The sequence below is a fragment of the Variovorax sp. 679 genome, assembly GCF_003952185.1.
Taxonomy (GTDB): domain Bacteria; phylum Pseudomonadota; class Gammaproteobacteria; order Burkholderiales; family Burkholderiaceae_C; genus Variovorax.
Genome location: NZ_RXFS01000007.1, coordinates 374,006 through 396,939 on the forward strand (window position 1 = coordinate 374,006; position 22,934 = coordinate 396,939).

The following is a 22,934-nucleotide window of genomic DNA, read 5'->3' on the forward strand; positions in this document are numbered from 1 at the left end:
GTGCGCTTCGAGGTGCTCAGCCGCCGCCGCGCTCGAACTTGAAGACCGCCGTGCTGGCGCGCGCGTTGGGCAGCCAGCGCACGTCGCGGCCGTCCTGCAGGCCGAAGGCGTCGAGGATGCGCAGGTTGTTCTTGCCGGCCAGCACCTCGAAGTCCTTGAAGGTGCCAACGCGGATGTTGGGCGTGTCGTACCACTGGTAGGGCAGGCGGCGCGTCACCGGCATGCGGCCGCGCGCCACGCTCATGCGGTTGGGCCAGTGCGCGAAGTTCGGAAAGGCGACGATGCCGATGCGGCCGACGCGCGCGGTCTCGCGCAGCATGACTTCGGCATTGCGAAGATGCTGCAGCGTGTCGATCTGAAGCACCACGTCGAAGGAGGCGTCGTCGAACATCGCGAGGCCTTCGTCGAGGTTGAGCTGGATCACGTCGACGCCGCGGCGGATGCACTGCAGCACGTTGCCGTCGGCAATTTCCACGCCGTAGCCGGTGCAGCCGCGCTCGCGCTGCAGCAGGTCGAGCAGGGCGCCGTCGCCGCAGCCGAGGTCGAGCACGCGCGCGCCCTGCGGCACCAGTTCGGCGATCAATCTTTGGTGTTCGAGGTCGCTCATTGCTGGAACTCCTTGGCGACGCGATCGAAGTAGGAGCGCACCACGCCCATGTAGCGCACGTCGTCGAGCAGGAAGGCGTCGTGGCCGTGGGGCGCGTCGATTTCGGCGTAGCTCACGTTGCGGCGGTTGTCGAGCAGCGCCTTCACGAGTTCGCGGCTGCGCGCGGGGGAGAAGCGCCAGTCGGTCTTGAAGCTCACGAGCAGGAACTTGGCCGTGGCCTGGGCCAGCGCGGTGCTGAGCTTGCCGCCATGGTTGCGCGCGGGGTCGAAGTAGTCGAGAGCGCGGGTGATCAGCAGGTAGGTGTTGGCGTCGAAGTACTCGCTGAACTTGTCGCCCTGGTAGCGCAGGTAGCTTTCGATCTGGAACTCGACGTCCTGCGTGGAGTAGCGATAGTCGAGCCCCGCCACCTCACCCTCGACGGCGCTGCGCAGGATGCGGCCGAACTTGGCGTTCATCACGTCGTCGCTGAGGTAGGTGATGTGGCCGATCATTCGAGCGATGCGCAGGCCGCGCTTCGGGATCACTCCGTGTTCGTAGAAGTGGCCGCCATGGAAGTCGGGGTCGGTCACGATGGCGCGTCGCGCCACCTCGTTGAAGGCGATGTTCTCGGCCGTGAGGTTGGGCGCGCTGGCCACCACCACGGCATGTCGTACGCGGTCGGGGTACTGCAGCGTCCACGACAGCGCCTGCATGCCGCCGAGGCTGCCGCCCATGACGGCGGCGAGCGTCTGGATGCCGAGCGAATCGAGCAGGGCGGCCTGCGCGTCGACCCAGTCTTCGACCGTGACCACCGGGAAGTCGGCGCCGTAGACACGGCCGGTGGCGGGGTTGACGTGCATCGGGCCGGTCGAGCCGAAGCAGGAGCCGAGGTTGTTCACGCCGATCACGAAGAAGCGGTCGGTGTCGACCGGCTTGCCCGGGCCCACCATGTTGTCCCACCAGCCCTCGGAGCGGGCCTGGCCCTGGTAGACGCCCGCCACATGGTGCGAGGCGTTGAGCGCATGGCATACCAGCACCGCATTGCTGCGGTCGGCATTGAGAGTGCCGTAGGTTTCGTAGGCGAGCGTGTAGTCGCTGATCGATGCGCCGCTGCGCAGGGCCAGCGGGCCTGCGAACTGCATCGACTGCGGAGTGACGACCAGAGGTGGTGACGACGACATGAATAAAAAACCCGGCCTCGCCAAAAACGAGCCGGGTCTGCCGCGCCTGTCTTTAGCTGGATTTATAAAGCGCCCGCAAGCTGAAGCAAATCGGCGCTGGAGGAGTATATCCCCCAGGCTGCGCGCACTGCGTGTCGCTTCGCCAACCCCCTTGGAAAGGGGGCAACACCTGCGGCCCGGCGGAGCCGGTTCCGCGGTGTTCTGGGATGGGGGCGGGTCTCTCTCTATATGCCGACGATCATGAGGATGCCGAGCACCAGGAAGATCGCGGCCGAGACGCCGTGCACGAGCTTGATCGGCACGCGCCGCACGATCTTCTCGCCGAGCCACACCACCGGCGCATTGGCCAGCATCATGCCCAGCGTGGTGCCCACGACCACCCAGAAATAGTCGTGCGTGAAGCGGGCGGCGAGCATGACTGTGGCGATCTGGGTCTTGTCGCCCATCTCGGCGAGGAAGAACGCGATCACCGTGGTGCCGAAGACGCCGAACTTCGACGCGCCGGGGGCATCGTCGTCGTCCAGCTTGTCGGGAATCAGCATCCAGATGGCCATCGCGATGAACGAGCCGCCCAGTATCCAGCGCAAAACCTCGGGGCCGAGCCAGCGCGTGAGGTAGTTGCCTACGGCGCCCGCCAGGGCGTGGTTGATGATGGTTGCGGCGAAGATGCCGAGGACGATGGGCCAGGGTTTCCTGAAGCGGGCGGCGAGCAGGAGGGCTAGGAGTTGGGTCTTGTCGCCCATTTCGGCGAGCGCGACGACGCCCGTTGCTACGAGAAAAGCTTCCATGATGACGTGGGGTTCCTTGGGCCGAAGGACGCAATTGACCGTGCAACACCTTCGGCCATATTCCCGAAGTTGCACGGTCAAAGGTCTCGCCAGGTGTGTTCACTGCACGCGCCATATCCTGGTGGGACAGGACAAGTCTGTTGACGCGGGCCCTTCTCGCAGATCGGAAGGCGGCTACTCCCCAATGACGGGGTGGATTGTACATGCGTGACGTGTAGCGCCAAGGACCTCGCCCAATCACGAAAGCATGCGCTAACTTTCCAATAGTTTTGACAGCTGCTACCTCAGGAAGCAAATTCCCGCTTGCAATTCGGATATTTCACCCATAATGCACGAGCCTCCCTCTTCATTTTGGTCGGGGGGCAGTTCGGTGATCGGTCAGTTTCGCGCGACTCGACGCTCTCGTTTGAGTGATGCTTTCGGGACTCCATCGCTTTTCTTGATGTGTTTATAGGAGTCCCTTGATGGGCAACAAACTGTACGTCGGCAACCTGCCTTACTCGGTGCGCGACGGAGATCTCGAACAAGCCTTCGGGCAGTTCGGCGCAGTGACCAGCGCCAAGGTCATGATGGAACGTGACACCGGCCGCTCGAAGGGCTTCGGCTTCGTCGAGATGGGCAGTGACGCGGAAGCACAGGCCGCAATCAACGGCATGAACGGCCAGCCCCTGGGTGGCCGCAGCGTCGTCGTCAACGAAGCACGTCCGATGGAAGCACGTCCCCCGCGCAGCGGTGGTGGCGGCTACGGCGGCGGCGGTGGTGGTTATGGCGGCGGTGGTGGCGGTGGCTACGGCGGCGGTGGTGGCGGCTACGGTGGTGGCGGTCGCTCCGGCGGTGGTGGTGGCGGCTACGGCGGCGGTGGCCGCAGTGGCGGCGGCGGCGGTGGTGGCGATGGCGGTTTCCGCAGCCCCTACGGCGCAGGCCCCCGTGGCGGCGGCGGTGGCCGCTCGGGCGGTGGCGGCGGTGGTTACGGCGGCGGCGGCAACAGCGGCTACTGAACCTTACGGCACTCCAGAAAAGCACACATAGAGAAAAGGCTCCCTCGGGAGCCTTTTTCAATGGCCGATCGCCCGCTCAGGCTTCGCCGCTTCTCTTCTTGCGCTCGCGCCCTTGCACCGCCCTGTCGAGCACTGCGTTGGGCAGCATGCGCATGATCTTGGCGACCACGCCCATCTGCCAGGGAATCACGCGGTAGCTGGTGCCGGCCTCGATGGCGCGCAGCGCCTGGGCGGCGAAATCTTCCGCCTTCATGAGAAAGGGCATGCCGTATCGGTTGCCCTGCGTGAGCGGCGTGTCGATGTAGCCCGGACAAAGGGTGACGACCTTGACGCCGCTCCCGTACAGTTCGCCGCGCAGGCTCTCGCAATACGCGACCACACCGGCCTTGCTGGCGCAGTAGGCGCCGTGTCCCGGCAGTCCGCGGATGGAAGCGACGCTGCCGATGCCCACCAACCGCCCGCTGCCGCGCTGGACCATCGCCTGCACGAAGGGATGAAAAGTGGCCATCAGCCCCACGTTGTTGGTCGCGAAGGTGCGCGCCATCACGTCGATGTCTTCGCGTTCCGCCGTATCGATGCCCACGCTGATGCCGGCATTGGCGATCACCACGTCGGGCAGTCCCTGCTGCTCGATGCAGGCCTTGCCGGCGGCGACGATGCTGTCGGTCTGCGCCACGTCGGCGCCGTAGACGCGGCAACGATCCGCGCCGAGCTGGCGCGCGCTCGCCCACGACTCGATTTCCCCCGTGCGCCGCGCAACCAGCGCCAGCCGGTAGCCCGCGTCATGAAAGCTGGCGGCCAGCGCCTGGCCGATGCCGCTCGATGCGCCGGTGATGAAGACAAGCGGGGACGTCGTCATGTGGCAGATGCCTTCTTCAGCGCTTCTTGGCGGGAGCGGCCGCAGCCGCCGACGGAATCAGCACGCCGCGCACGCGGCCGTTCAGGTTCGCCACGCCACTCAGGTTGTCGTAGTCGAGCGTGTCGCCGGTGAACTGGTCGGTGCCGCGAATGAGCGTGACCGGCTTGTTCGACGTGACGCGTTCGGTATCGACATAGGCGTGCAGGAACTCGCCGCGGAACTCGAGCTGCGGTGTCGGCTTGCCACCGGGACCCACGGAAGGATCGCGAATGACGATCGCATTGCCGAACAGCTGGATTTCGCTGCCGTCCGAATTCGACAGCCCACGGTTGGCGCTGCCGCGCGTCACGAGCCCCTCGGGCGACACGCTGCGCATGCGCACCTTGTCGATCTCGATGGTGTCGGTGTCGGGGTAGTGCCGGCCCTCGACGCCGTGCAGTTCGCTGCGCAGGTCGCCATTGGGCAGGAAGTTCTTGATGACGAAGTCGCGCATGAAGTAGTCGGGCTCATGCGTGGGCGCGACCTTGGCTGTGGGCTCCAGCAGCTTGGGCGCGTTGCGCACCAGCCAGTAGGTGCCGAGCGCGACGGCGGCCGTCAGGATGATCGGCAGGTAGATCGTGGCGCGGTCGAGGACGTCGCGCACCATGCCCCATGCGCGTTTCACGTTGTTCATGTATTCGGGCCCCGGGCTGCGTCGAGCATGACGCGGTATTGGCCGCAGGCCGTGAGCAGCAGGTCGCAGAACTCGCGCGCCGCGCCTTCGCCGCCGCGCGCCTGGGTAACGTAGCGCGCGATGCCGCGCACCTCGGCGTGGGCATTGGCCGGCGCCGCAGCGAAACCCACGCGCAGGAGCACCGGCAGGTCGGGCCAGTCGTCGCCGATGGCCGCGGCCTGCGCCCAGGTGAAGCCGAGTTCATCGAGCATGGCCTGCGCAGCGGGCAGCTTGTCTTCGGTGCCATAGCGCACGTGCTCGATGCCCAGCGCCTCGAGCCGCACGCGCAGCGGCTTGGAGTCGCGCCCGGTGATCACGGCCGGCACGATGCCCGCCTTGCGCAGCAGCTTCAGGCCGTAGCCGTCGAGGATGCTGAAGCGCTTGAGCGTCTCGCCGTGCTCGGTGAAGTACACGCCGCCGTCGGTCAGGACGCCGTCGATGTCGAAGAAAACGATGCGCACGTCCTGTGCGGCGAGCAGGGTCTCGGCCTGGAACTCGAGCGGCATCAGATGACCTTCGCGCGCATCAGGTCGTTGGTGTTGATCGCGCCGACGACCAGTCCCGCGCCGTCGATCACGAACAGGCGGGTGATGCCGCACTGCTCCATGAGCTCGGCGGCTTCCACCGCCAGTGCGTCGACGCGGATGGTGCGCGGGTTGTGGTGCATCACCTCGGCCGCCTTCGGGCTGCGCAGGTCGGCGCCAGCCTCGATCAGGCGGCGCAGGTCGCCGTCGGTGAAGATGCCGAGCGCACGGCCGTCGGGCGCGACCACCGCCGCGGCGCCGAAGCCCTTGTTGCTCATGGCGCGCATCAGTTCGCCGATGTTGGCGTCGGGCGTCACGCGCGGAACGTCGTCGCCCGAGCGCATGACGTCGCTCACATGGGTGAGCAGCTTGCGCCCGAGCGCGCCGCCCGGGTGCGAGCGCGCGAAGTCTTCCGAGCCGAAACCGCGCGCGTCGAGCAGCGCCACGGCCAGTGCGTCGCCCATCGCCATCTGGGCGGTGGTGCTCGCGGTGGGAGCAAGGTTGAGCGGGCAGGCTTCCTTGGACACGCCCGCGTCGATCACGATGTCGGCGTGGCGGGCGAGGGTGGATTCGGGGCGGCCGGTCATGGCGATCAGGGGCACGCCCTGGCGCTTGACGACCGGCAGGATGACGGTGAGTTCGTCGACCTCGCCGCTGTTGGAGATGGCGAGCACCAGGTCGACCGCCTTGATCATGCCGAGGTCGCCGTGGCTGGCCTCGGCCGGATGCACGAACATCGCGGGAGTGCCGGTGGAGGCGAGGGTGGCGGCGATCTTGCGGCCGACGTGGCCGCTCTTGCCCATGCCCATCACGACCACGCGGCCGCGCACCTCGAGGATCTTGCGCACGGCCTCGACGAAGCTCGGACCGACGCGGTCTTTCAGGCCGGCGACGGCTTCGGCTTCGATGTCGAAGGTGAGACGTGCCCGAGCGAGGATGGCTTCGGGGTCGACCACGGGGGCCGGGGCGGGACGGGAGCTCATTGCCGGATTTTACGGGCCGGGCCGCGCCCGCCCCCCCATGTACCGGGGAAGCCCCGGGGCACGGACATTGCTCTAGCATCGGCGCCTATGTCTTCGTTCGATCTCACGCTGTTGTACTTGCTGGCCGCGGTGATCGGCGTGGTGGCGTGCCGCTCCCTCAAGCTGCCGCCGATGCTTGGCTACCTCTCGGCCGGCGTGCTGATCGGGCCGCACGCCTTCGCGCTGGCCCAGAACACGGAAGGCATCCAGCACCTGGGCGAATTCGGCGTGGTGTTCCTCATGTTCGTGATCGGGCTGGAATTCAGCCTGCCCAAGCTGCGCGCGATGCGAAAGCACGTGTTCGGCCTCGGCCTGCTGCAGGTGCTGCTGACGATGGCCCTCGCCACGATCGGCGCGCTGCTGATGGCCCGGCTGCTGCCGCCCGCCTGGCACCTGGGCTGGCAGACCGCGCTGGCGCTGTCGGGCGCGCTCACCATGAGCAGCACGGCCATCGTGGTGAAGCTGATGGCGGAGCGCCTCGAACTGGAGAGCGAACACGGCAAGCGCGTGATGGGCGTGCTGCTGTTTCAAGACCTGGCGGTGGTGCCGCTGCTGGTGCTTATCCCCGCGTTGGGCGCGCCGCCCGAGGCGCTGGCCAAGGCGCTGGGCCTGGCGCTGCTGAAGGCGAGCTTCCTGATCGGCGTGCTGCTCTACGGCGGTCCGCGCGTGATGCGCTGGTGGCTCACGCTGGTGGCGCGGCGCCGCAGCGAGGAGCTCTTCATCCTGAACGTGCTGCTGATCACCCTGGGCCTGGCCTGGCTCACCGAGCTTGCGGGCCTGAGCCTGGCGCTGGGCGCCTTCATCGCCGGCATGCTGGTGTCGGAAACCGAATACAAGCACCAGGTCGAGACCGACATCCGCCCCTTCCACGACGTGCTGCTGGGGCTGTTCTTCATCACGGTGGGCATGTCGCTCGACTGGCACATCGTGGTCGAGCGCTGGCTGCTGGTGGCCGTGCTGCTGCTGGTGCCGCTGGCCTTCAAGCTGGGGCTGGTGACGGTGCTGGCCCGGGTGCTGGGCGCCACCTCGGGCGTATCGCTGCGCACCGGCCTTTATCTTGCGCAGGCCGGCGAGTTCGGCTTCGTGCTGCTGACGCTGGCGCAGGAGCGCAGCCTGCTGCCGCCCTGGCTGGCCAACCCGGTGCTGGCGTCGATGGTGCTGTCGATGCTGGCGACGCCCTTCATCATCATGTACAGCAACGCCATCGTGCGGAAGCTGGTGGCCAGCGACTGGCTGCAGCAGTCGCTGCAGATGACGACCATCGCGCGCAAGACCATCAACACCGCCCAGCACGTGATCATCTGCGGCTACGGCCGCTGCGGCCAGAACCTGGCGCGCATCCTCGAGCGCGAGGGCATTCCGTACATGGCGCTCGACCTCGACCCCGACCGCGTTAGGCAAGCGGCCGCCGCCGGCGACTCGGTGGTGTTCGGCGATGCGGCGCGGCTGCAGGCGCTGATGGCCGCGGGCCTGGCGCGTGCCAGTGCGGTGGTGGTCACCTACCTCGACGTGCCCGGCGCGATGAAGGTGCTGGCCAACACGCGCGCGCATGCGGCGCACGTGCCGGTGATCGTGCGCACGCAGGACGACCACGATCTCGAGAAGCTGCAGGCCGCCGGCGCGACCGAGGTGGTGCCCGAAGCCATCGAAGGCTCGCTGATGCTCGCGAGCCATGCGCTGGCGCTGGTCGGCGTGCCGATGCGGCGCGTGATCCGCGTGGTGCAGGACCAGCGCGACGCCCGCTACAACCTGCTGCGCGGCTACTTCCACGGCGCCGACGACGACAACGCCGACGAGATCGACCACGAGCGGCTCAACAGCTTCACGCTCGATGCCCGCGCGCGGGCGGTCGGCCAGACGCTCGAGCGGCTCGCGCTGCACACGCTGGGGGTTCGTGTCGCCAGCCTGCGCCGACAGGACGGCCAGCCGCGCACGCTGGCCGACGACACGGTGCTGTCGGACGGCGACACGCTGGTGCTGTCGGGCAAGCCTGCCGCGCTGGCGATGGCGGTCGAGCGGCTGCAGAAGGGCTGAGCGGGCGGCTTTCCAGCCGCTCTTTCGCCACTCTCAGTTGATCAGCGTCGGATTGCGCTTTTCTTCTTCAAGCCGCTGCTGGCGGCGCACGGCTTCGCACTGCGCGTGGGCCTTGTATTCGGGCTTCAGGCACTGCGCCGCCATGCATTGCGCCCTGGCGATGAAGTTGCGGTCGCCGCACATCGCCGCGGGTTCGGCCGGGGCGGCCGGCGCCGGCGGCGGTGCCGGCGCGACGGCCTGGGGCGCGGCTTCTGGCACGGCCGGCGACGGCGTGGCGGGAGTCGCCTGCTTGCGCGGCTTGGCGGCGGGCTTGGGCGCTGGCGCAGCCTCCGCGGCGGGCGAAGGCGTGGTCGCCTGATCGACCGCCTGGGCATCCGCCGCGGCGGCGGGAGCCTCGGGCGGGGGAGGTGGCGGTTCGGCCGCCGGCGGTGGCGCCACCGCGGGAGCAGCCGGCTCGCTGGCCGGCGTGGCCTCTTCGACGGCGGCGGGCGCCTTGCGCGTTCCGTAGCCGTACCAGCCGGCGACGATCATCGCTACCGCCACCAGCAGCAGGCCCAGCCACAGCAGGATCGCGCGCCAGCGCGGCGAGCGTTCGGCCGGCGCGGGCCGCCTGATCTTGACCCGACGGGGCCGCTTCGTTCTTTCTCGCGCCGCGGCCCAGCTCGATTCCAGTCCAGGCGGCGAGGCAGATGCATCGGGTGAAGTGGATGACGCAGGCGAACGCGGCGAGCCGTCGTCGTGCAGCATGAAAACCGTCTGCTCCTCGTCGTCGTGCCGAGGTGCGGAGGCCGGCGACCTGCTGAAGAACGACTGGCGTGCGGGTGGTGGCGCTGCGGGAAGCTCGTCCAGTGGTGCCGGAATGGTCGGCGCGCGCAACTGGGCAGGCGCCGTGGTGGCCCATTCGCGTTCGGGGCTCGGCGGCGGCGGGATCCGGTCTCCCGCGGCGGACAGGCTGATGCCGCAGCTTCTGCAGAAATTTGCACCGTCACGGTTCTCCGTGCTGCAGACCGGACAGATCAAGGCCATGGCTTACTTACTGACTACTCTCGGGGTCCCGAACGAAAACTGGCTGGTTGGCTTGCCGGCCCGCATCCGGAAGACCGATCCGGCGACGGGCGCTGCGATATTGGTAGGGCCTCGTCAGGTCACCGCGACACGCTTGGAGCGATGCGCCATGCGCTTGGCCATCACGGCACCGAGCGCCATCGCGATCTCCAGCGCCATGTTGGGCTGGCGGTTGCTCATTTCCGCAAAGCGAATCGCGGTGAGCCGCCACACGCGGCCCGCGCCGGTAACCACCACGTTGGCCGAATGCGGCAGCCGCGAGAAGAACGAACCCTCGCCGACCACCGAACCGGCCGTGAGCACGGCGAGCTTCATCTGCTCCTTGCTGCTGACGCGGTGCACGCTGATGGCGCCGCTCTCGACGAAGAACACCGAGCGGTCCGGCGTGCCCTGTTCGATGAGCACGTCGCCGACGCCGGTTTCGATCGGCTGCAGATAGCCCGCCAGCGTTTCCCACTGCTGGACGTTGAACGTCAGCGCGAACGTGTCGGTGCTTATGTTCTCCGCGATGGCGCGGCTCAAGTTCTGGATTGACATGTGTTTCTCGGCCCCCGCATGTGAGCCGAAGTATCCGCGATGGCCGCACCGTTCGGCTACAAGTGTTTACGAATTTGAAAACACCTGTCGTTATTTGTCGCTATTTGCCAATGCAGAAGCGCGAAAAGATGACCCCGAGCAGGTCGTCCGCACCGAACTCGCCGGTGATCTCGTTCAGGGCGTTCTGCGCCAGCCGCAGCTCCTCGGCCAGCAGGTCGAGCAGTTGCGCCTGTGCCGCGAGGTGGTCGGCCGCCAGCGCCAGGTGCGTCTCGACCCGCGCCAGCGCCTGCACGTGGCGCGCCCGTGCGAGGTACACGCCCTCGGGCACGGCCTGCCAGCCGGCCATGGCCAGCAGCTGCTCACGCAGGGCCTCGATGCCCAGGCCGGTCTTGGCGGAGAGGGCAATGCCCTGTTCGGCGTGGGCCGCGGGCGCCGCGTCCTGCTTGTTCCAGACGTCGAGCACCGGCACGCTCGCGGGCAGCTTCTGCCGCAGGCCGGCCAGGATCTCGGCATCGGCGGCGGCGTAGTCAGGCAGGTGCGCGCGCGTCAGGTCGTGCAGGAACAGCACCGCGTCGGCGCTCTCGATCTGGCCCCAGGCGCGCGCCACGCCGATCTGCTCGACTTCGTCGCTGCTCTCGCGCAGGCCGGCGGTGTCGGCCACGTGCAGTGGCACGCCGTGGATCTGGATGGTCTGCGAGACCACGTCGCGCGTGGTGCCCGCCACCGCGCTCACGATGGCCAGCTCGGCGCCGGCCAGCGCGTTGAGCAGCGAGCTCTTGCCCGCGTTGGGTTGTCCCGCGATCACGACCTTGATGCCCTCGCGCAGCAAGGCGCCCTGGCGTGCGCGCTGCTGCACGGCGGCGAGTTGCGATTGCAGCTTGCCGAGCTGCCCGGCCGCGTCGGCCTTCTGCAGGAAGTCGATTTCCTCTTCGGGAAAATCCAGCGTAGCCTCCACCAGCATGCGCAGGTGGATCAGCGCGTCGCGCAGCGTGTGGATCTCGCGCGAGAAGGCCCCCGACAGCGAGCGCCCGGCGCTGCGCGCGGCCGCCTCGGTGCTGGCGTCGATCAGGTCGGCGATCGCCTCGGCCTGCGCCAGGTCGATCTTGCCGTTGAGAAATGCCCGCTGGCTGAATTCGCCGGGCTCGGCCACGCGCAGGCCGGGCAGGCGGGGGCGGCCGGTGACCGGGTCGGGCTCGGCCGCGGCCTCGAGGCAGCGCGCCAGCAGCAGCTGCAGCACGACGGCGCCGCCATGCGCCTGCAGTTCGAGCACGTCTTCTCCGGTGAAGGAGTTCGGCGAGGGGAAGTGGATGGCCAGGCCGTGGTCGACCGGCTCCCCGTCCGCATCGCGAAACGGCAGGTAGGTGGCTTCGCGCGGCTTGAGCGCGCGGCCGCAGATCGCGTCGACCAGCGGCGCCAGCCTTGCGCCCGATACGCGCACGATGCCGACCGCGCCGCGCCCCGAGGCGGTGGCGATGGCGACGATGGGATCGGAGGTGCGGGCGAGCATGGTGGTGCGGATTCTTTCAGCAAAAAGGGCCGCTGACGCGGCCCTTTGAAGGATGGCTGGAGTGCAGTGCGGCTACTTGGTGCCGAGCACGCCCAGGCGCTTGTTGATGAACCACTGCTGCGCGATCGACAGCACGTTGTTCGTGATCCAGTACAGCACCAGGCCGGCCGGGAAGAAGATGAACATCACGCTGAACGCGAGCGGCATGATCCACATCAGCTTGGCCTGCATCGGATCGGGCGGCGTCGGGTTGAGCCAGGTCTGGAACAGCGAGGTGGCCGTCATGACGATCGGCAGGATGTACCAGGGGTCGGGTGCCGACAGGTCGGTGATCCAGCCGATCCACGGTGCGTGGCGCATCTCGACCGACGACAGCAGCACCCAGTAGAGCGCGATGAACACGGGGATCTGGATCACGATGGGGAAGCAGCCGCCCATCGGATTGACCTTTTCGGTCTTGTAGATCCGCATCATTTCCTGCTGCATTTCCTGCGGCTTGTCCTTCAGCCGCTCGCGCATTTCCATGATCTTCGGGTTGATGGCCTTCATCTTGGCCATGCTGGCGTAGGCCTTGGCGTTGAGCCAGTAGAAGGCCGCCTTCAGCAGCACCACCAGCGCCACGATCGACCAGCCCCAGTTGCCCAGGATGCCGTGCAGCTGGGTGAGCAGCCAGTACAGCGGCTTGGAGATGATCGCGAAGATGCCGTAGTCCTTCACCAGGTCCAGGCCGGGGGCGATGGCTTCGAGCTTCTTTTCTTCTTCGGGGCCGGCGAACAAGGCGCTGTTCACGACCTGCGTGGCACCCGGAGCGATCTTCGGCAGCGTAGCCACCATGGCGACGGTGAAGAGGTTGTCGCCCAGGTCCTTCACGCGGAACTCGCGGCGCAGCTGTTCGCTGGCCGGGTCACCCTTGAGCAGCCACGCCGATGCAAAGTAGTGCTGCACCATCGCGATCCAGCCGTCGTTGGCCGGCGGCGGCGGTTCGATCTTGCCCTTGGCAATGTCCTTGAAGTCGAGCTTGTGGAACTTCTTCTCGTTGGTGTACGCAGCGGGGCCTGTGAAGGTGTTGGTGCCGAACATGGTGCCGGCGGCCACCGTGCCGTGACGCAGCAGCTGCAGGTACAGCTGCGCGTCGCGCGGCTGGTCGCTCACATTGACCACTTCGTGGCGCACGCCGATGACGTAGTCGCCGCGGTGGAACACGTAGGTCTTGACGTACTTCAGGCCACCGACGGGGGCGCTTTCAAAGCCCACTTCCAGCGTGTTCTGGCCATCGGCCATCTCGCGCGGGCCAGCCTTCGGCGTCATCTGCGTCAGGTGGTTGGGGAAGGAGTCGCCGGCCACCGGGTTCAGCAGGCCGGTCTGCGCGACGTAGCGCGTGGCGGGCGAGCCGTTCTCGAACAGCACGACGTGCTTGGTGCGGTCGGCCTCGTCGTACTTGCGCAGCTCGAGGTAATTGACCGTGGCGCCTTCGCTGTCGATCGTGGCCTTGAACAGGTCGGTGGTCACGTTGACCTGCTCGCGCGGCGTGGCCGCAACGGCCTGCGTGGGTACCGCGCCCGCATTGCCGCCGGCGCCGGACGCGGCCGGCACGCCGTTGCTGGCCGCGGGAGTGTTGGCCGGGGCCGCGGCCGTGGCGGCGGGCTTGGTCGACGGCAGGAAAGTCGGCTTGTTGCCGTTGAAGACCTGCCATTGGTCCCACAGCAGCACCAGCGAGAAACCAAAAATCACCCACAGTATCGTGCGGCGGATATCGTTCATGACGAAGACTTCTTGTCGGAGGAGAGAAGAGACGAAAACAGCGATCCTGACCTGTCAGTGCGACGCTGTGATTTCGGTGGAACCGGATCGTGGCCGCCCTGGCACCAGGGCTGGCAGCGCGCGATGCGATGCAGGGTCAGGTAGCTGCCCTTGAGCGCGCCATGCACTTCCAGCGCCTCGATCGAATACACGGAGCAGGTCGGCGTGAAGCGGCACGACTGGCCGAGCCAGGGGCTCAGCAGCAGGCGGTAGGCCTTCACGAGGCCGATCAGCAGGCGTTTCATGGCGAAGAGGAAGGGGCCGCGGGCACCGCCGGGGCGCGCGTTGCCCGCGCGAGCAGCTGCTGGAGCTCGGCGCGCACGGCGGCCTTGAGCTTGTCAGAGGTGGCGCTCACGAATTCCTTGCGATCGAAACCCGCGCGCAGCCGCACCACGTGCGCGGCACGGGGCAGTGCGACGCCGGGGGCGGCGCTCACCGAATAGATCTGGCGCTTGATGGCGTTGCGCGTGACGGCGCGACGCGCCCAGCGCTTGGGCACCATGGCACCCAGCCAGACATCGTCGGACGCGAACAACGGCTGTGCGCTCGATGCGAGATCGAGCGCACAGCGGTGCAATGCGAAATGAGCAGTGCGCGCCACGGTGGCACCTGCGAGGACGGCCTGGAATTGCGCGCGGGTCTTGAGCCGCTGCATGGGAGCCGGGCCGCTTGCGTCGCGCCTGTTCTGGCCAGGCGCGCTGGCTGCTGGAGTTGGCGCTGACGAGCCGGCTGCTGGCAACGGCAGGTGGGCTGCCGTCAGACGGCCAGGCGCTTGCGGCCCTTGGCGCGGCGTGCGTTGATGACGGCACGGCCGCCGCGGGTCTTCATGCGGACCAGGAAGCCGTGGGTACGGGCGCGGCGGACTTTGGATGCTTGGTAGGTGCGTTTCATGGTGATTTCCTGTTTCCCTGTTCACGCTGGCTCTTCGCACAAAAAGCATGAAGTACCTGCGGGGCGCCGGGGGAGCGTGTTTCGGATGACCCCCGAAAGACGCAAAGAGGTTTTCAGGGAAACCCGCAATTATCGCAAACATTGGCCGCCGGAACAATCTTCGAGCGGATTTGCGGGCCTTTCGATGCGCCGGGCAGCGTGTGGATAAGGTTTTGACAAGTTAGAATGCCGGTCGCCTTCCAGCAGAGAATATCCACAATACCTATACCAAAAAATGCCCGAGGGTTTCATCACTTTTTCATACGCTCATGTCGACTGACGGCATCGGCGAAAGCCTCTGGCAAGCCTGCGTCGACCAGCTCGCGCAGGAGCTGTCCGAGCAGCAGTTCAACACCTGGATCAAACCCCTGACGGCACAGGTCGCAGACGACCTGTCGCGCATGACGGTGTTCGTCGCCAACCGGTTCAAGCTCGACTGGATCCGTGCCCAGTACGCCGGCAAGATCGCGGCCATGGCCGAGAAGATGTACGGCCAGCCGGTCGCCATCGAGTTAGCGCTTGCTCCTCGCGAAATCCCCGTGCGTGCTGCACCCGTGGCCGTCATGACCGAAACGGACGTGCCGCGCGACGTGGCCGGCCCGGGCGAGGAGCCGGCCGCCGCCGGCTTCAAGAACCGCCTGAATTCCGGCCTCACCTTCGACACCCTGGTCGAAGGTACGGCCAACCGCATGGCGCGCGCCGCGGCGATGCACGTGGCCGGCATGCCGGGGCATCTTTACAACCCGCTTTTCATCTACGGCGGCGTCGGCCTGGGCAAGACCCACCTGATGCATGCTGTGGGTAACCGGCTGCTGGCCGACAAGCCGGATTCCAAAGTTCTCTACATCCACGCCGAGCAATTTGTGTCGGATGTGGTCAAAGCCTATCAGCGCAAGACTTTCGATGAGTTCAAGGAGCGCTACCACTCGCTCGACCTGCTGCTGATCGACGATGTGCAGTTCTTCGCCAACAAGGACCGGACGCAGGAAGAATTCTTCAACGCGTTCGAAGCCCTGCTCGCCAAGAAGTCGCACATCGTGATGACCAGCGACACCTACCCGAAGGGCCTCGCGGACATCCACGAACGGCTGGTGTCGCGTTTCGACTCCGGCCTGACGGTCGCCATCGAGCCGCCCGAACTCGAGATGCGCGTGGCCATCCTGATCAACAAGGCGCGCACCGAATCCGCCGAAATGCCGGAGGAAGTGGCCTTCTTCGTCGCCAAGAACGTGCGCTCCAACGTGCGCGAGCTCGAGGGCGCGCTGCGCAAGATCCTGGCGTACTCGCGCTTCAACCAGAAGGAAATCTCGATCGCCCTGGCGCGCGAGGCGCTGCGCGACCTGCTGTCGATCCAGAACCGGCAGATCTCGGTCGAGAATATCCAGAAGACGGTGGCCGACTACTACAAGATCAAGGTCGCCGACATGTACAGCAAGAAACGCCCGGCCAGCATCGCGCGGCCGCGGCAGATCGCGATGTACCTGGCCAAGGAACTCACGCAGAAGAGCCTGCCGGAAATCGGCGAGCTGTTCGGCGGGCGCGACCACACGACGGTGCTGCACGCGGTGCGCAAGATCTCGGGCGAGCGCCAGCAGCTCACCGAACTCAACCAGCAGCTCCACGTGCTCGAACAGACCCTCAAGGGATGACCGTAAAGAAGCCGAATGTCATCAAGGGTGCCCCTCGCGACAGCGGAGAATGGCGTCTTACAAGCTGATTCAAAGAGATAGGAAGAGGAAGAAGACATGATCGTTTTGAAGGCAACCCAAGACAAGGTCCTCGCCGCGCTGCAGTCGGTCGCGGGCATCGTGGAGCGACGCCACACCTTGCCGATCCTGGCGAACGTGCTGATCCGCAAGACCGGAGGCCAGCTGCAGCTGACCACCAGCGACCTCGAAATCCAGATCCGCACCACCGCCGAGCTCGGCGGCGACGAAGGCAACTTCACCACCACCATCGGCGCGCGCAAGCTGATCGACATCCTGCGCACCATGCCGGCCGACCAGACCGTGAGCCTCGAGTCGAGCGCGAGCAAGCTGGTGCTCAAGGGCGGCAAGAGCCGCTTCACGCTGCAGTCACTGCCCGCCGAAGACTTCCCGCTGGTGCAGGAAGCCGCCAACTTCGGCCCCGTGTTCAGCGTGCCGCAGAAGACGCTGAAGGACCTGCTCTCGCAGGTCTCGTTCGCGATGGCCGTGCACGACATCCGCTACTACCTGAACGGCATCCTGTTCGTGGCCGAAGGCAAGCAGCTGAGCCTGGTCGCCACCGACGGCCACCGCCTGGCCTTCTCTTCCGCCACGCTCGACGTCGAAGTGCCGCGCCAGGAAGTGATCCTGCCGCGCAAGACCGTGCTCGAAATGCAGCGCCTGCTGTCCGACGCCGAAGGCGCCATCGAGATGCAGTTCGCGAACAACCAGGCCAAGTTCAGCTTCGGCGGCATGGAGTTCGTCACCAAGCTGGTCGAGGGCAAGTTCCCCGACTACAACCGCGTCATCCCGAAGAACCACAAGAACACCGTCACGCTGGGCCGCGCGCCGCTGCTGGCCAGCCTGCAGCGCACCGCCATCCTGACCAGCGAGAAGTTCAAGGGCGTGCGCCTGAACATCGAGCCGGGCACGCTGCGCATCGCGTCGAACAACGCCGAGCAGGAAGAAGCCCAGGACGAGCTCGACATCGACTACGGCGGCGACACCATCGAGATCGGCTTCAACGTGACCTACCTGATCGACGCGCTGTCGAACATGGACCAGGACATGGTCAAGCTCGACCTGGCCGACTCCAACAGCTCGGCGCTGCTGACCATCCCCGAGAACGCATCCTTCAAGTACGTCGTGATGCCGATGCGTATCTAGAAGACACACCACACGGCGCCTTGCGCACACGACCCGCGGCCCTCCGCGGGTTTGCGCTTTCAAGAGGCGGCGAATTGAGCTTTTGAGAGCCCGAAAAATCACGCGCGAATGCCGTGAGAGACAGAGGAATACCCGAATGAGTGCAGAAGAGAACAAGCCCGACGTGCCCCACACCGAGCCCGTCTACATCCCCGAGATCGACACCGTGCCAGCCGACACCAGCTACGGCGAAGGCTCCATCACGATCCTCGAAGGGCTTGAAGCCGTGCGCAAGCGCCCCGGCATGTACATCGGCGACACCTCCGACGGCACCGGCCTGCACCACCTGGTCTTCGAAGTCGTGGACAACTCCATCGACGAGGCGCTGGCCGGCCACTGCGACGACATCGTCGTGACCATCCACTCCGACAACTCGATCTCCGTCACCGACAACGGCCGCGGCATTCCCACCGGCGTGAAGATGGACGACAAGCACGAGCCCAAGCGCTCGGCCGCCGAGATCGCGCTGACCGAGCTGCACGCGGGCGGCAAGTTCAACCAGAACAGCTACAAGGTGTCGGGCGGCCTGCACGGCGTGGGCGTGAGCTGCGTGAACGCGCTGAGCGTGAGGCTGCGCCTGGTGGTGCGCCGTGAAGGCAAGATCCACGAGCTCGAATTCAGCCGCGGCTTCGTGCAGAACCGCCTGCTCGAGACGGTGAACGGCGTCGAGGTCTCGCCCATGAAGATCATCGGCGACACCGACAAGCGCGGCACCGAGGTGCACTTCCTGCCCGACACCGAGATCTTCAAGGAGAACTCGGACTTCCACTACGAGATCCTCAGCAAGCGCCTGCGCGAACTGAGCTTCCTGAACAACGGCGTGCGCATCCGCCTGAAGGACGAGCGCAGCGGCAAGGAAGACGACTTCTCCGGCGCCGGCGGCGTGCGCGGCTTCGTGGAGTTCATCAACAAGGGCAAGACCGTCCTGCACCCGAACTCGTTCTACGCCGAAGGCGAGCGCCCGGCCGACACCTACGGCGGCATTCCCGGCACGCACATCGGCGTGGAAGTCGCGATGCAGTGGAACAGCGGCTACAACGAGCAGGTTCTCTGCTTCACCAACAACATCCCGCAGCGTGACGGCGGCACCCACCTCACGGGCCTGCGCGCGGCGATGACCCGCGTCATCAACAAGTACATCGAAGAGAACGAGTTCGCGAAGAAGGCGAAGGTCGAAGTCACCGGCGACGACATGCGCGAAGGCCTGTGCTGCGTGCTGAGCGTGAAGGTGCCCGAGCCCAAGTTCTCGAGCCAGACCAAGGACAAGCTGGTGTCCAGCGAAGTGCGCGCGCCGGTGGAAGACATCGTCGGCAAGCTGCTCACCGACTACCTGCAGGAGCGCCCGAACGACGCCAAGATCATCTGCGGCAAGATCGTCGAGGCCGCCAAGGCCCGCGAGGCCGCTCGCAAGGCCCGCGAAATGACTCGCCGCAAGGGCGTGCTCGACGGCATGGGCCTGCCCGGCAAGCTGGCCGATTGCCAGGAAAAGGACCCCGCGCTGTGCGAGGTCTACCTGGTGGAGGGCGACTCCGCCGGCGGCTCCGCCAAGCAGGGCCGCGACCGGAAGTTCCAGGCCATCCTGCCGCTGCGCGGCAAGATCCTGAACGTAGAGAAGGCACGCTACGAGAAGCTGCTGACCAGCAACGAAATCCTGACGATGATCACCGCGCTGGGCACCGGCATCGGCCGTGCGGGCGCAAGCACGCCGGGCGGCGGCGCCGACGACTTCAACGTCGCCAAGCTGCGCTACCACCGCATCATCATCATGACCGACGCCGACGTCGACGGCGCCCACATCCGCACGCTGCTGCTTACGTTCTTCTACCGGCAGATGCCCGAGCTGGTGGAGCGCGGTCACATCTACATCGCGCAGCCGCCGCTGTACAAGGTCAAGGTCGGCAAGGAAGAGCAGTACCTGAAGGACGGCCCCGCGCTCGACGCCTTCCTGCTGAAGGTGGCGCTGAAAGATGCACGCATCGAGACCGGCGGCGCCGGCTCGACCACGCTGAGCGGCGACACCCTGGCCGAACTGGCGCGCAAGCACCAGGTGGCCGAGGCCGTCATCGCACGCCTGCGCAACTTCATGGACGCAGAAGCGCTGCGCGCCATTGCCGACGGCGTGGCGCTCGACCTCGACACCACGCCCGCCGCCGAGGCCTCGGCCGTGGCGCTGCAGGCCAAGCTGCGCGAGCTCAACACGACCGGCGTGCCGGCCGAGGTGAGCAGCGAGTTCGACACCCGCACCGACAAGCCGCTGCTGCGCATCAGCCGCCGCCACCACGGCAACATCAAGAGCAGCGTGCTCACGCAGGATTTCGTGCACGGCGCCGACTACGCCGCGCTCGCCGAGGCCGCCAACACCTTCCGCGGCCTGCTGAGCTCCGAAGGCGCGCTGGTGAAGCGCGGCGAAGGCGAACGCGCCAAGGAAGAAAAGGTCGACGACTTCCGCCAGGCCATGAAGTGGCTCATCGGCGAAGCCGAACGCGCCACCTCGCGCCAGCGCTACAAGGGACTGGGCGAGATGAACCCCGAGCAGCTGTGGGAAACCACGATGGACCCGAATGTGCGCCGCCTGCTCAGGGTGCAGATCGACGACGCGATCGAAGCGGACCGCGTGTTCACGATGCTGATGGGCGACGAAGTGGAACCGCGTCGGGAGTTCATCGAGCAGAACGCGCTGCGGGCGGCGAACATCGACGTCTAGTCTCGCCGCTGTCGGGTGACACGGAAAGTGAAAAGCGTGCCAGGTAAATGAAAAGGCGCAGACACAGAAAGTGAAAAGAATCGGCCTGATAAGGCCGACTTGGTCCAGTCGATGGATTCACTCCATAATCGAGTCAATCTTCGGTGGCAATCAACGGTGCCATCCTTTGTTTCAAACGTTTTTCTAAGGCTGTCTTCCGGCGAGAGATAGGGAGATGGCGCCACCCGGCAACGGGTTCCACCTGGAGTGGAAATAGCGCGGAAGCGCGAAGAGAGCCTCGCATGCGACGGCCGCCCCTTAAACTGGGCGGCCGTCGTCTTTTCGGTCTGCGTGCGATGAGCCAGCCTTTCACCCGCTTCACGCTCGGCGCCTGTAGGAAGTGGGGCCGGAGTACATCACGGTTGCCCGCCGCGCCGCTATCAAAAAGAATAGGGGCAGGCTCTATGACCGGCTCAACCACCGCGCCGAGAGGGCTAGGAATCGAAGGAGTTGGGCGCCTTAATTGAGTCATCCGGCTTGCCCATGATCTTTGCGAGCACAGCTTTAAGTTCCTGCATGGCCGCTTCGATTTCAACGTGTGTCTGTTGGGACTGTGCGCGAAACACGTCGAGATCGCTCGAAAGCTCAAGCTCCGTTCGTATTGCTACAGCAAGGCGGTCCAAGCGATCTGACACATCGTTTCGGAGGCTTTGTCTCACAAATTCGCTATAGGCAAGCTCGGCCGCAGTTCGCTGTTGATAGAGTGGCTGTAGCTGCCCTCCAAAATTGTTGAACTCCTCGAGAGACATTCTGTGCTGCGCTTGAATCGCGCCAAGCGCTTCGAAGTCCTTGCGTTGGGCCAAGTTGAACTGACGCATAGCCTCGACATAGGATTCACCTCTTTGTAGCGACTGCGCGCGCATCATCTCGATGGCCTTGATAGACGCGTTGATTCCGCCGATCGGAATAACCTTCGTCATCGCCGAAATGAAGATCCGCATATAAACATTGAAGGTCTCACGGGCCAAAACGGCTGTGGCCTGCTCGGCGACAAGGGTCACGCGCTGTATGGCCAGCGAAAGTCCTGTAATGGTGCCTAAAACATCCCATGAGGCAACGTCCTTATTCGCAAGTGCACCAATCGCGCCTTGGAACTTCACCATCTCGCTAACCGCCTGCAGGTAGACCTCTCGTCGCATGTCGATCAGACGGCCGTGCCGGTCCTTTTGGGCGTCCAAAGCGCGCTCTTGCTCTGCCTGCTGCCTAGTATGTTCGCGGTTACGGTTCTCTTGCTCGACAGAGTGAGCGAGTTCGGCTTTGGTCTTTGCCTCGCTTGCAGCAAGTGAGAGCTTCACTCCATGGAGCGTGGTGCGGGTTGCCACAATTGCCACGATGCCTGCAATTGCTGCGGCGATGATGGTGGGGTTGTCGACCAAGTAACGGCCACTCGTCTCCACTGCTTGCAGCCAATCAATCGGCATTGTCTCTCTCCTCGGTTTTGCCGAGATCGTAGCCGCGGAAGCTCGGCGGTGGTGACGTTGCAACCATGGCGCAGGTGCTGCAGGCACCGAGCGGCGCATCGCGGCCGAGACCGCGCAACCGCACGCGCGGCGAGGCCCTCGCATCACGAGCATCATCGCTCTGCCTGCGGGGGTTTGCCCAAACTCGCATGGTCGCCAGCCGGCGATCGGTTCGAAATCGCGGATAGTCGGTGGGCTGCGCCGAAGTCGGCGCAATCTGGCGGTAGTCGCTGTCCAGCATAGTTGCTTAGAGAACGAGAGTTGCAGATGACATGGATTGATGATTTTGTTGAACGCGTTTTCCCGGTAGATGCCACGAATCTGCAAATCGAGGCAGGTTTCGTACTTAAATTTACCCATATTCCGGAGCGTCTTTTCAAATATCGCGATTGCAACCCCAATTCTATAAAAAACCTTCAAGAGGACACGATTTGGCTGGCCGATCCAAATTCATTTAATGATCCCTATGATTGCCATCATTTTATTAACCATCAGGGCCTCATGGATCGTTCGTTGCGAACCCTCTCTCCAGAAATTCGTAAAATGCTTCCGGTGGATAAAGTTTCGGGACTTGAAGAAATTTTGGCCACGGCAGAGGATCCGACGGGTGTGCTTATAGACGCGCTGCTCGGAGAAGAAGAGCCAATTAAACGCGCGGCTTTGAAGGCCGGGTTGCTCGCAGGACGAAATGCTCTATTTGAAAAAATAGCCAAGGCTGGCGACGAGATTAAAGCCGGCTTCCGACTTTGCTCATTCTCAGCGCGGGTCGATTCGACCCTTATGTGGTCTCACTACGCACGCAATCACCAAGGATTCTGTGTTCAATACAACATCAAAGAACTTCCACCGAGTGACCTTCGGTCCCGTTTTATGTTTCCTGTGGTATATCGAGATGAGGTCTTCGATGCCACGGAATGCATGATTCTAGTTAATACACCGAAATTCAATAACATTCATCTGAATCGTGCGGCACTTATAAAAGGGAAAGATTGGAGCTACGAGGAAGAGTGGCGGCTGGTTTTCGCAAATGGGCTGCTTGATAAACCACAACCGTGGAAAATGCCTATTCCCACCGCTGTATATTTGGGTTCTCACATCCTTCCTGCGGATGAAGCGACGCTCAAAGAAATCTGCAGCAATAAGGGAATTTCGATGTTCAAGATGGGGCACTCGCGGAGTCATTTCGCTATGACTCCCGTAGCTCTATGAGGGGCAATCGTTCTTTTCGTGCAAATTGGTGCGCTTCACCAAATAATCTTCAATGTTGACGAGCACTTAGGATTTCGTCTTTTCCCGA

The 22,934-nt window shown here is 65.1% G+C and carries 22 protein-coding genes and 1 riboswitch; of the genes, 6 read left to right on the plus strand and 16 right to left on the minus strand.

Annotation, left to right across the window (positions count from 1 at the left end; genetic code table 11):
* Positions 1–16 precede the first annotated feature (16 nt).
* The 3 genes from metW to EJO71_RS20185 all read right to left on the minus strand — a co-directional run bounded on the left by metW (position 17) and on the right by EJO71_RS20185 (position 2,555).
* Positions 17–607 (minus strand): methionine biosynthesis protein MetW, encoded by a 591-nt coding sequence (metW, locus tag EJO71_RS20175; RefSeq protein ID WP_125950256.1) that lies wholly within the window; start codon positions 605–607, stop codon positions 17–19.
* Positions 604–1,767 carry a homoserine O-acetyltransferase gene (locus EJO71_RS20180; RefSeq protein WP_125950255.1) on the minus strand — a complete coding sequence of 388 codons (1,164 nt, stop codon included), beginning with the start codon at positions 1,765–1,767 and terminating at the stop codon, positions 604–606. The genes metW and EJO71_RS20180 overlap by 4 nt, the downstream gene beginning before the upstream one ends.
* A 224-nt stretch (positions 1,768–1,991) precedes the next feature.
* On the minus strand, positions 1,992–2,555 hold the full coding sequence (locus tag EJO71_RS20185) for a TMEM165/GDT1 family protein (protein WP_125950254.1): 564 nt from the start codon (positions 2,553–2,555) through the stop codon (positions 1,992–1,994).
* Between the two features lie 17 nt (positions 2,556–2,572).
* Positions 2,573–2,750, minus strand: a riboswitch (yybP-ykoY riboswitch).
* Positions 2,751–3,019: 269 nt separating this feature from the next.
* On the opposite strand from EJO71_RS20185, the gene EJO71_RS20190 reads away from it, so the two are divergent.
* On the plus strand, positions 3,020–3,553 hold the full coding sequence (locus EJO71_RS20190; RefSeq protein WP_125950253.1) for an RNA-binding protein: 534 nt from the start codon (positions 3,020–3,022) through the stop codon (positions 3,551–3,553).
* 76 nt (positions 3,554–3,629) lie between these two features.
* Here the strand turns inward: EJO71_RS20190 and EJO71_RS20195 are convergent, their stop codons facing one another.
* The 4 genes from EJO71_RS20195 to EJO71_RS20210 are packed head-to-tail and all read right to left on the minus strand — an operon-like array spanning position 3,630 to position 6,631.
* On the minus strand, positions 3,630–4,412 hold the full coding sequence (locus EJO71_RS20195) for an SDR family oxidoreductase (protein ID WP_125950252.1): 783 nt from the start codon (positions 4,410–4,412) through the stop codon (positions 3,630–3,632).
* A gap of 16 nt (positions 4,413–4,428) precedes the next feature.
* Positions 4,429–5,085 (minus strand): LPS export ABC transporter periplasmic protein LptC, encoded by a 657-nt coding sequence (gene lptC, locus EJO71_RS20200; protein WP_171022503.1) that lies wholly within the window; start codon positions 5,083–5,085, stop codon positions 4,429–4,431.
* Positions 5,082–5,630, minus strand: coding sequence for an HAD hydrolase family protein (locus tag EJO71_RS20205; protein WP_125950251.1), 549 nt, complete (start codon positions 5,628–5,630; stop codon positions 5,082–5,084). Before EJO71_RS20205 ends, lptC begins: the two co-directional genes overlap by 4 nt.
* Positions 5,630–6,631 carry a KpsF/GutQ family sugar-phosphate isomerase gene (locus EJO71_RS20210; RefSeq protein ID WP_125950250.1) on the minus strand — a complete coding sequence of 334 codons (1,002 nt, stop codon included), beginning with the start codon at positions 6,629–6,631 and terminating at the stop codon, positions 5,630–5,632. Before EJO71_RS20210 ends, EJO71_RS20205 begins: the two co-directional genes overlap by 1 nt.
* Positions 6,632–6,718: 87 nt before the next feature.
* Here EJO71_RS20210 and EJO71_RS20215 point away from each other — a divergent pair, with 87 nt between their 5' ends.
* Entirely contained in the window at positions 6,719–8,704 is a 1,986-nt protein-coding gene (locus EJO71_RS20215) for a monovalent cation:proton antiporter family protein (RefSeq protein ID WP_125950249.1), read from the plus strand.
* A 33-nt stretch (positions 8,705–8,737) separates the two neighbouring features.
* Here EJO71_RS20215 and EJO71_RS20220 read toward each other — a convergent pair whose 3' ends face one another.
* From EJO71_RS20220 to rpmH, 7 genes are all read right to left on the minus strand, one after another.
* Entirely contained in the window at positions 8,738–9,730 is a 993-nt protein-coding gene (locus tag EJO71_RS20220) for a zinc ribbon domain-containing protein (protein WP_125950248.1), read from the minus strand.
* Between the two features lie 114 nt (positions 9,731–9,844).
* The gene (locus tag EJO71_RS20225; RefSeq protein ID WP_125950247.1) at positions 9,845–10,306 is read right to left on the minus strand and encodes a cyclic nucleotide-binding domain-containing protein; all 462 of its coding nucleotides are present in this window, start codon (positions 10,304–10,306) and stop codon (positions 9,845–9,847) included.
* A gap of 100 nt (positions 10,307–10,406) precedes the next feature.
* Positions 10,407–11,813, minus strand: coding sequence for a tRNA uridine-5-carboxymethylaminomethyl(34) synthesis GTPase MnmE (gene mnmE, locus EJO71_RS20230; RefSeq protein WP_125950246.1), 1,407 nt, complete (start codon positions 11,811–11,813; stop codon positions 10,407–10,409).
* A 72-nt stretch (positions 11,814–11,885) separates the two neighbouring features.
* Positions 11,886–13,574, minus strand: a complete 1,689-nt coding sequence (yidC, locus tag EJO71_RS20235; protein WP_125950245.1) for a membrane protein insertase YidC — start codon at positions 13,572–13,574, stop codon at positions 11,886–11,888.
* Positions 13,571–13,858: a membrane protein insertion efficiency factor YidD gene (yidD, locus tag EJO71_RS20240; protein WP_125950244.1), complete on the minus strand. Its 288-nt coding sequence runs from the start codon at positions 13,856–13,858 to the stop codon at positions 13,571–13,573. Before yidD ends, yidC begins: the two co-directional genes overlap by 4 nt.
* A complete protein-coding gene (locus EJO71_RS20245; protein WP_125950243.1) occupies positions 13,855–14,268 on the minus strand; it encodes a ribonuclease P protein component in 414 nt (137 codons plus the stop codon). The genes yidD and EJO71_RS20245 overlap by 4 nt, the downstream gene beginning before the upstream one ends.
* Before the next feature lie 101 nt (positions 14,269–14,369).
* The gene (gene rpmH, locus EJO71_RS20250) at positions 14,370–14,504 is read right to left on the minus strand and encodes a 50S ribosomal protein L34 (RefSeq protein ID WP_007834827.1); all 135 of its coding nucleotides are present in this window, start codon (positions 14,502–14,504) and stop codon (positions 14,370–14,372) included.
* A gap of 308 nt (positions 14,505–14,812) precedes the next feature.
* Here rpmH and dnaA point away from each other — a divergent pair, with 308 nt between their 5' ends.
* The 3 genes from dnaA to gyrB all read left to right on the plus strand — a co-directional run bounded on the left by dnaA (position 14,813) and on the right by gyrB (position 20,138).
* A complete protein-coding gene (gene dnaA / locus EJO71_RS20255) occupies positions 14,813–16,192 on the plus strand; it encodes a chromosomal replication initiator protein DnaA (protein WP_125950242.1) in 1,380 nt (459 codons plus the stop codon).
* A gap of 96 nt (positions 16,193–16,288) precedes the next feature.
* Complete coding sequence (gene dnaN, locus EJO71_RS20260) at positions 16,289–17,395, plus strand: DNA polymerase III subunit beta (RefSeq protein ID WP_125950241.1); 1,107 nt, start codon at positions 16,289–16,291, stop codon at positions 17,393–17,395.
* Between the two features lie 136 nt (positions 17,396–17,531).
* On the plus strand, positions 17,532–20,138 hold the full coding sequence (gene gyrB, locus EJO71_RS20265) for a DNA topoisomerase (ATP-hydrolyzing) subunit B (RefSeq protein ID WP_125950240.1): 2,607 nt from the start codon (positions 17,532–17,534) through the stop codon (positions 20,136–20,138).
* A 473-nt stretch (positions 20,139–20,611) separates the two neighbouring features.
* Here the strand turns inward: gyrB and EJO71_RS20270 are convergent, their stop codons facing one another.
* Complete coding sequence (locus tag EJO71_RS20270; protein ID WP_125950239.1) at positions 20,612–21,598, minus strand: hypothetical protein; 987 nt, start codon at positions 21,596–21,598, stop codon at positions 20,612–20,614.
* A complete protein-coding gene (locus tag EJO71_RS20275; RefSeq protein WP_125950238.1) occupies positions 21,588–21,878 on the minus strand; it encodes a hypothetical protein in 291 nt (96 codons plus the stop codon). The genes EJO71_RS20270 and EJO71_RS20275 overlap by 11 nt, the downstream gene beginning before the upstream one ends.
* Positions 21,879–21,904: 26 nt before the next feature.
* Between EJO71_RS20275 and EJO71_RS20280 the strand changes: the two genes are divergently transcribed.
* Entirely contained in the window at positions 21,905–22,846 is a 942-nt protein-coding gene (locus EJO71_RS20280; protein WP_125950237.1) for a DUF2971 domain-containing protein, read from the plus strand.
* The last annotated feature ends 88 nt before the right edge of the window (positions 22,847–22,934 follow it).

Coding starts and splice junctions, on each gene's coding strand:
- metW (WP_125950256.1), bottom strand. CDS start 607: ATGAGCGACCTCGAACACCAAAGATTGATCGCCGAACTGGTGCCGCAG.
- EJO71_RS20180 (WP_125950255.1), bottom strand. CDS start 1,767: ATGTCGTCGTCACCACCTCTGGTCGTCACTCCGCAGTCGATGCAGTTC.
- EJO71_RS20185 (WP_125950254.1), bottom strand. CDS start 2,555: ATGGAAGCTTTTCTCGTAGCAACGGGCGTCGTCGCGCTCGCCGAAATG.
- EJO71_RS20190 (WP_125950253.1), top strand. CDS start 3,020: ATGGGCAACAAACTGTACGTCGGCAACCTGCCTTACTCGGTGCGCGAC.
- EJO71_RS20195 (WP_125950252.1), bottom strand. CDS start 4,412: ATGACGACGTCCCCGCTTGTCTTCATCACCGGCGCATCGAGCGGCATC.
- lptC (WP_171022503.1), bottom strand. CDS start 5,085: ATGAACAACGTGAAACGCGCATGGGGCATGGTGCGCGACGTCCTCGAC.
- EJO71_RS20205 (WP_125950251.1), bottom strand. CDS start 5,630: ATGCCGCTCGAGTTCCAGGCCGAGACCCTGCTCGCCGCACAGGACGTG.
- EJO71_RS20210 (WP_125950250.1), bottom strand. CDS start 6,631: ATGAGCTCCCGTCCCGCCCCGGCCCCCGTGGTCGACCCCGAAGCCATC.
- EJO71_RS20215 (WP_125950249.1), top strand. CDS start 6,719: ATGTCTTCGTTCGATCTCACGCTGTTGTACTTGCTGGCCGCGGTGATC.
- EJO71_RS20220 (WP_125950248.1), bottom strand. CDS start 9,730: ATGGCCTTGATCTGTCCGGTCTGCAGCACGGAGAACCGTGACGGTGCA.
- EJO71_RS20225 (WP_125950247.1), bottom strand. CDS start 10,306: ATGTCAATCCAGAACTTGAGCCGCGCCATCGCGGAGAACATAAGCACC.
- mnmE (WP_125950246.1), bottom strand. CDS start 11,813: ATGCTCGCCCGCACCTCCGATCCCATCGTCGCCATCGCCACCGCCTCG.
- yidC (WP_125950245.1), bottom strand. CDS start 13,574: ATGAACGATATCCGCCGCACGATACTGTGGGTGATTTTTGGTTTCTCG.
- yidD (WP_125950244.1), bottom strand. CDS start 13,858: ATGAAACGCCTGCTGATCGGCCTCGTGAAGGCCTACCGCCTGCTGCTG.
- EJO71_RS20245 (WP_125950243.1), bottom strand. CDS start 14,268: ATGCAGCGGCTCAAGACCCGCGCGCAATTCCAGGCCGTCCTCGCAGGT.
- rpmH (WP_007834827.1), bottom strand. CDS start 14,504: ATGAAACGCACCTACCAAGCATCCAAAGTCCGCCGCGCCCGTACCCAC.
- dnaA (WP_125950242.1), top strand. CDS start 14,813: ATGTCGACTGACGGCATCGGCGAAAGCCTCTGGCAAGCCTGCGTCGAC.
- dnaN (WP_125950241.1), top strand. CDS start 16,289: ATGATCGTTTTGAAGGCAACCCAAGACAAGGTCCTCGCCGCGCTGCAG.
- gyrB (WP_125950240.1), top strand. CDS start 17,532: ATGAGTGCAGAAGAGAACAAGCCCGACGTGCCCCACACCGAGCCCGTC.
- EJO71_RS20270 (WP_125950239.1), bottom strand. CDS start 21,598: ATGCCGATTGATTGGCTGCAAGCAGTGGAGACGAGTGGCCGTTACTTG.
- EJO71_RS20275 (WP_125950238.1), bottom strand. CDS start 21,878: ATGCTGGACAGCGACTACCGCCAGATTGCGCCGACTTCGGCGCAGCCC.
- EJO71_RS20280 (WP_125950237.1), top strand. CDS start 21,905: ATGACATGGATTGATGATTTTGTTGAACGCGTTTTCCCGGTAGATGCC.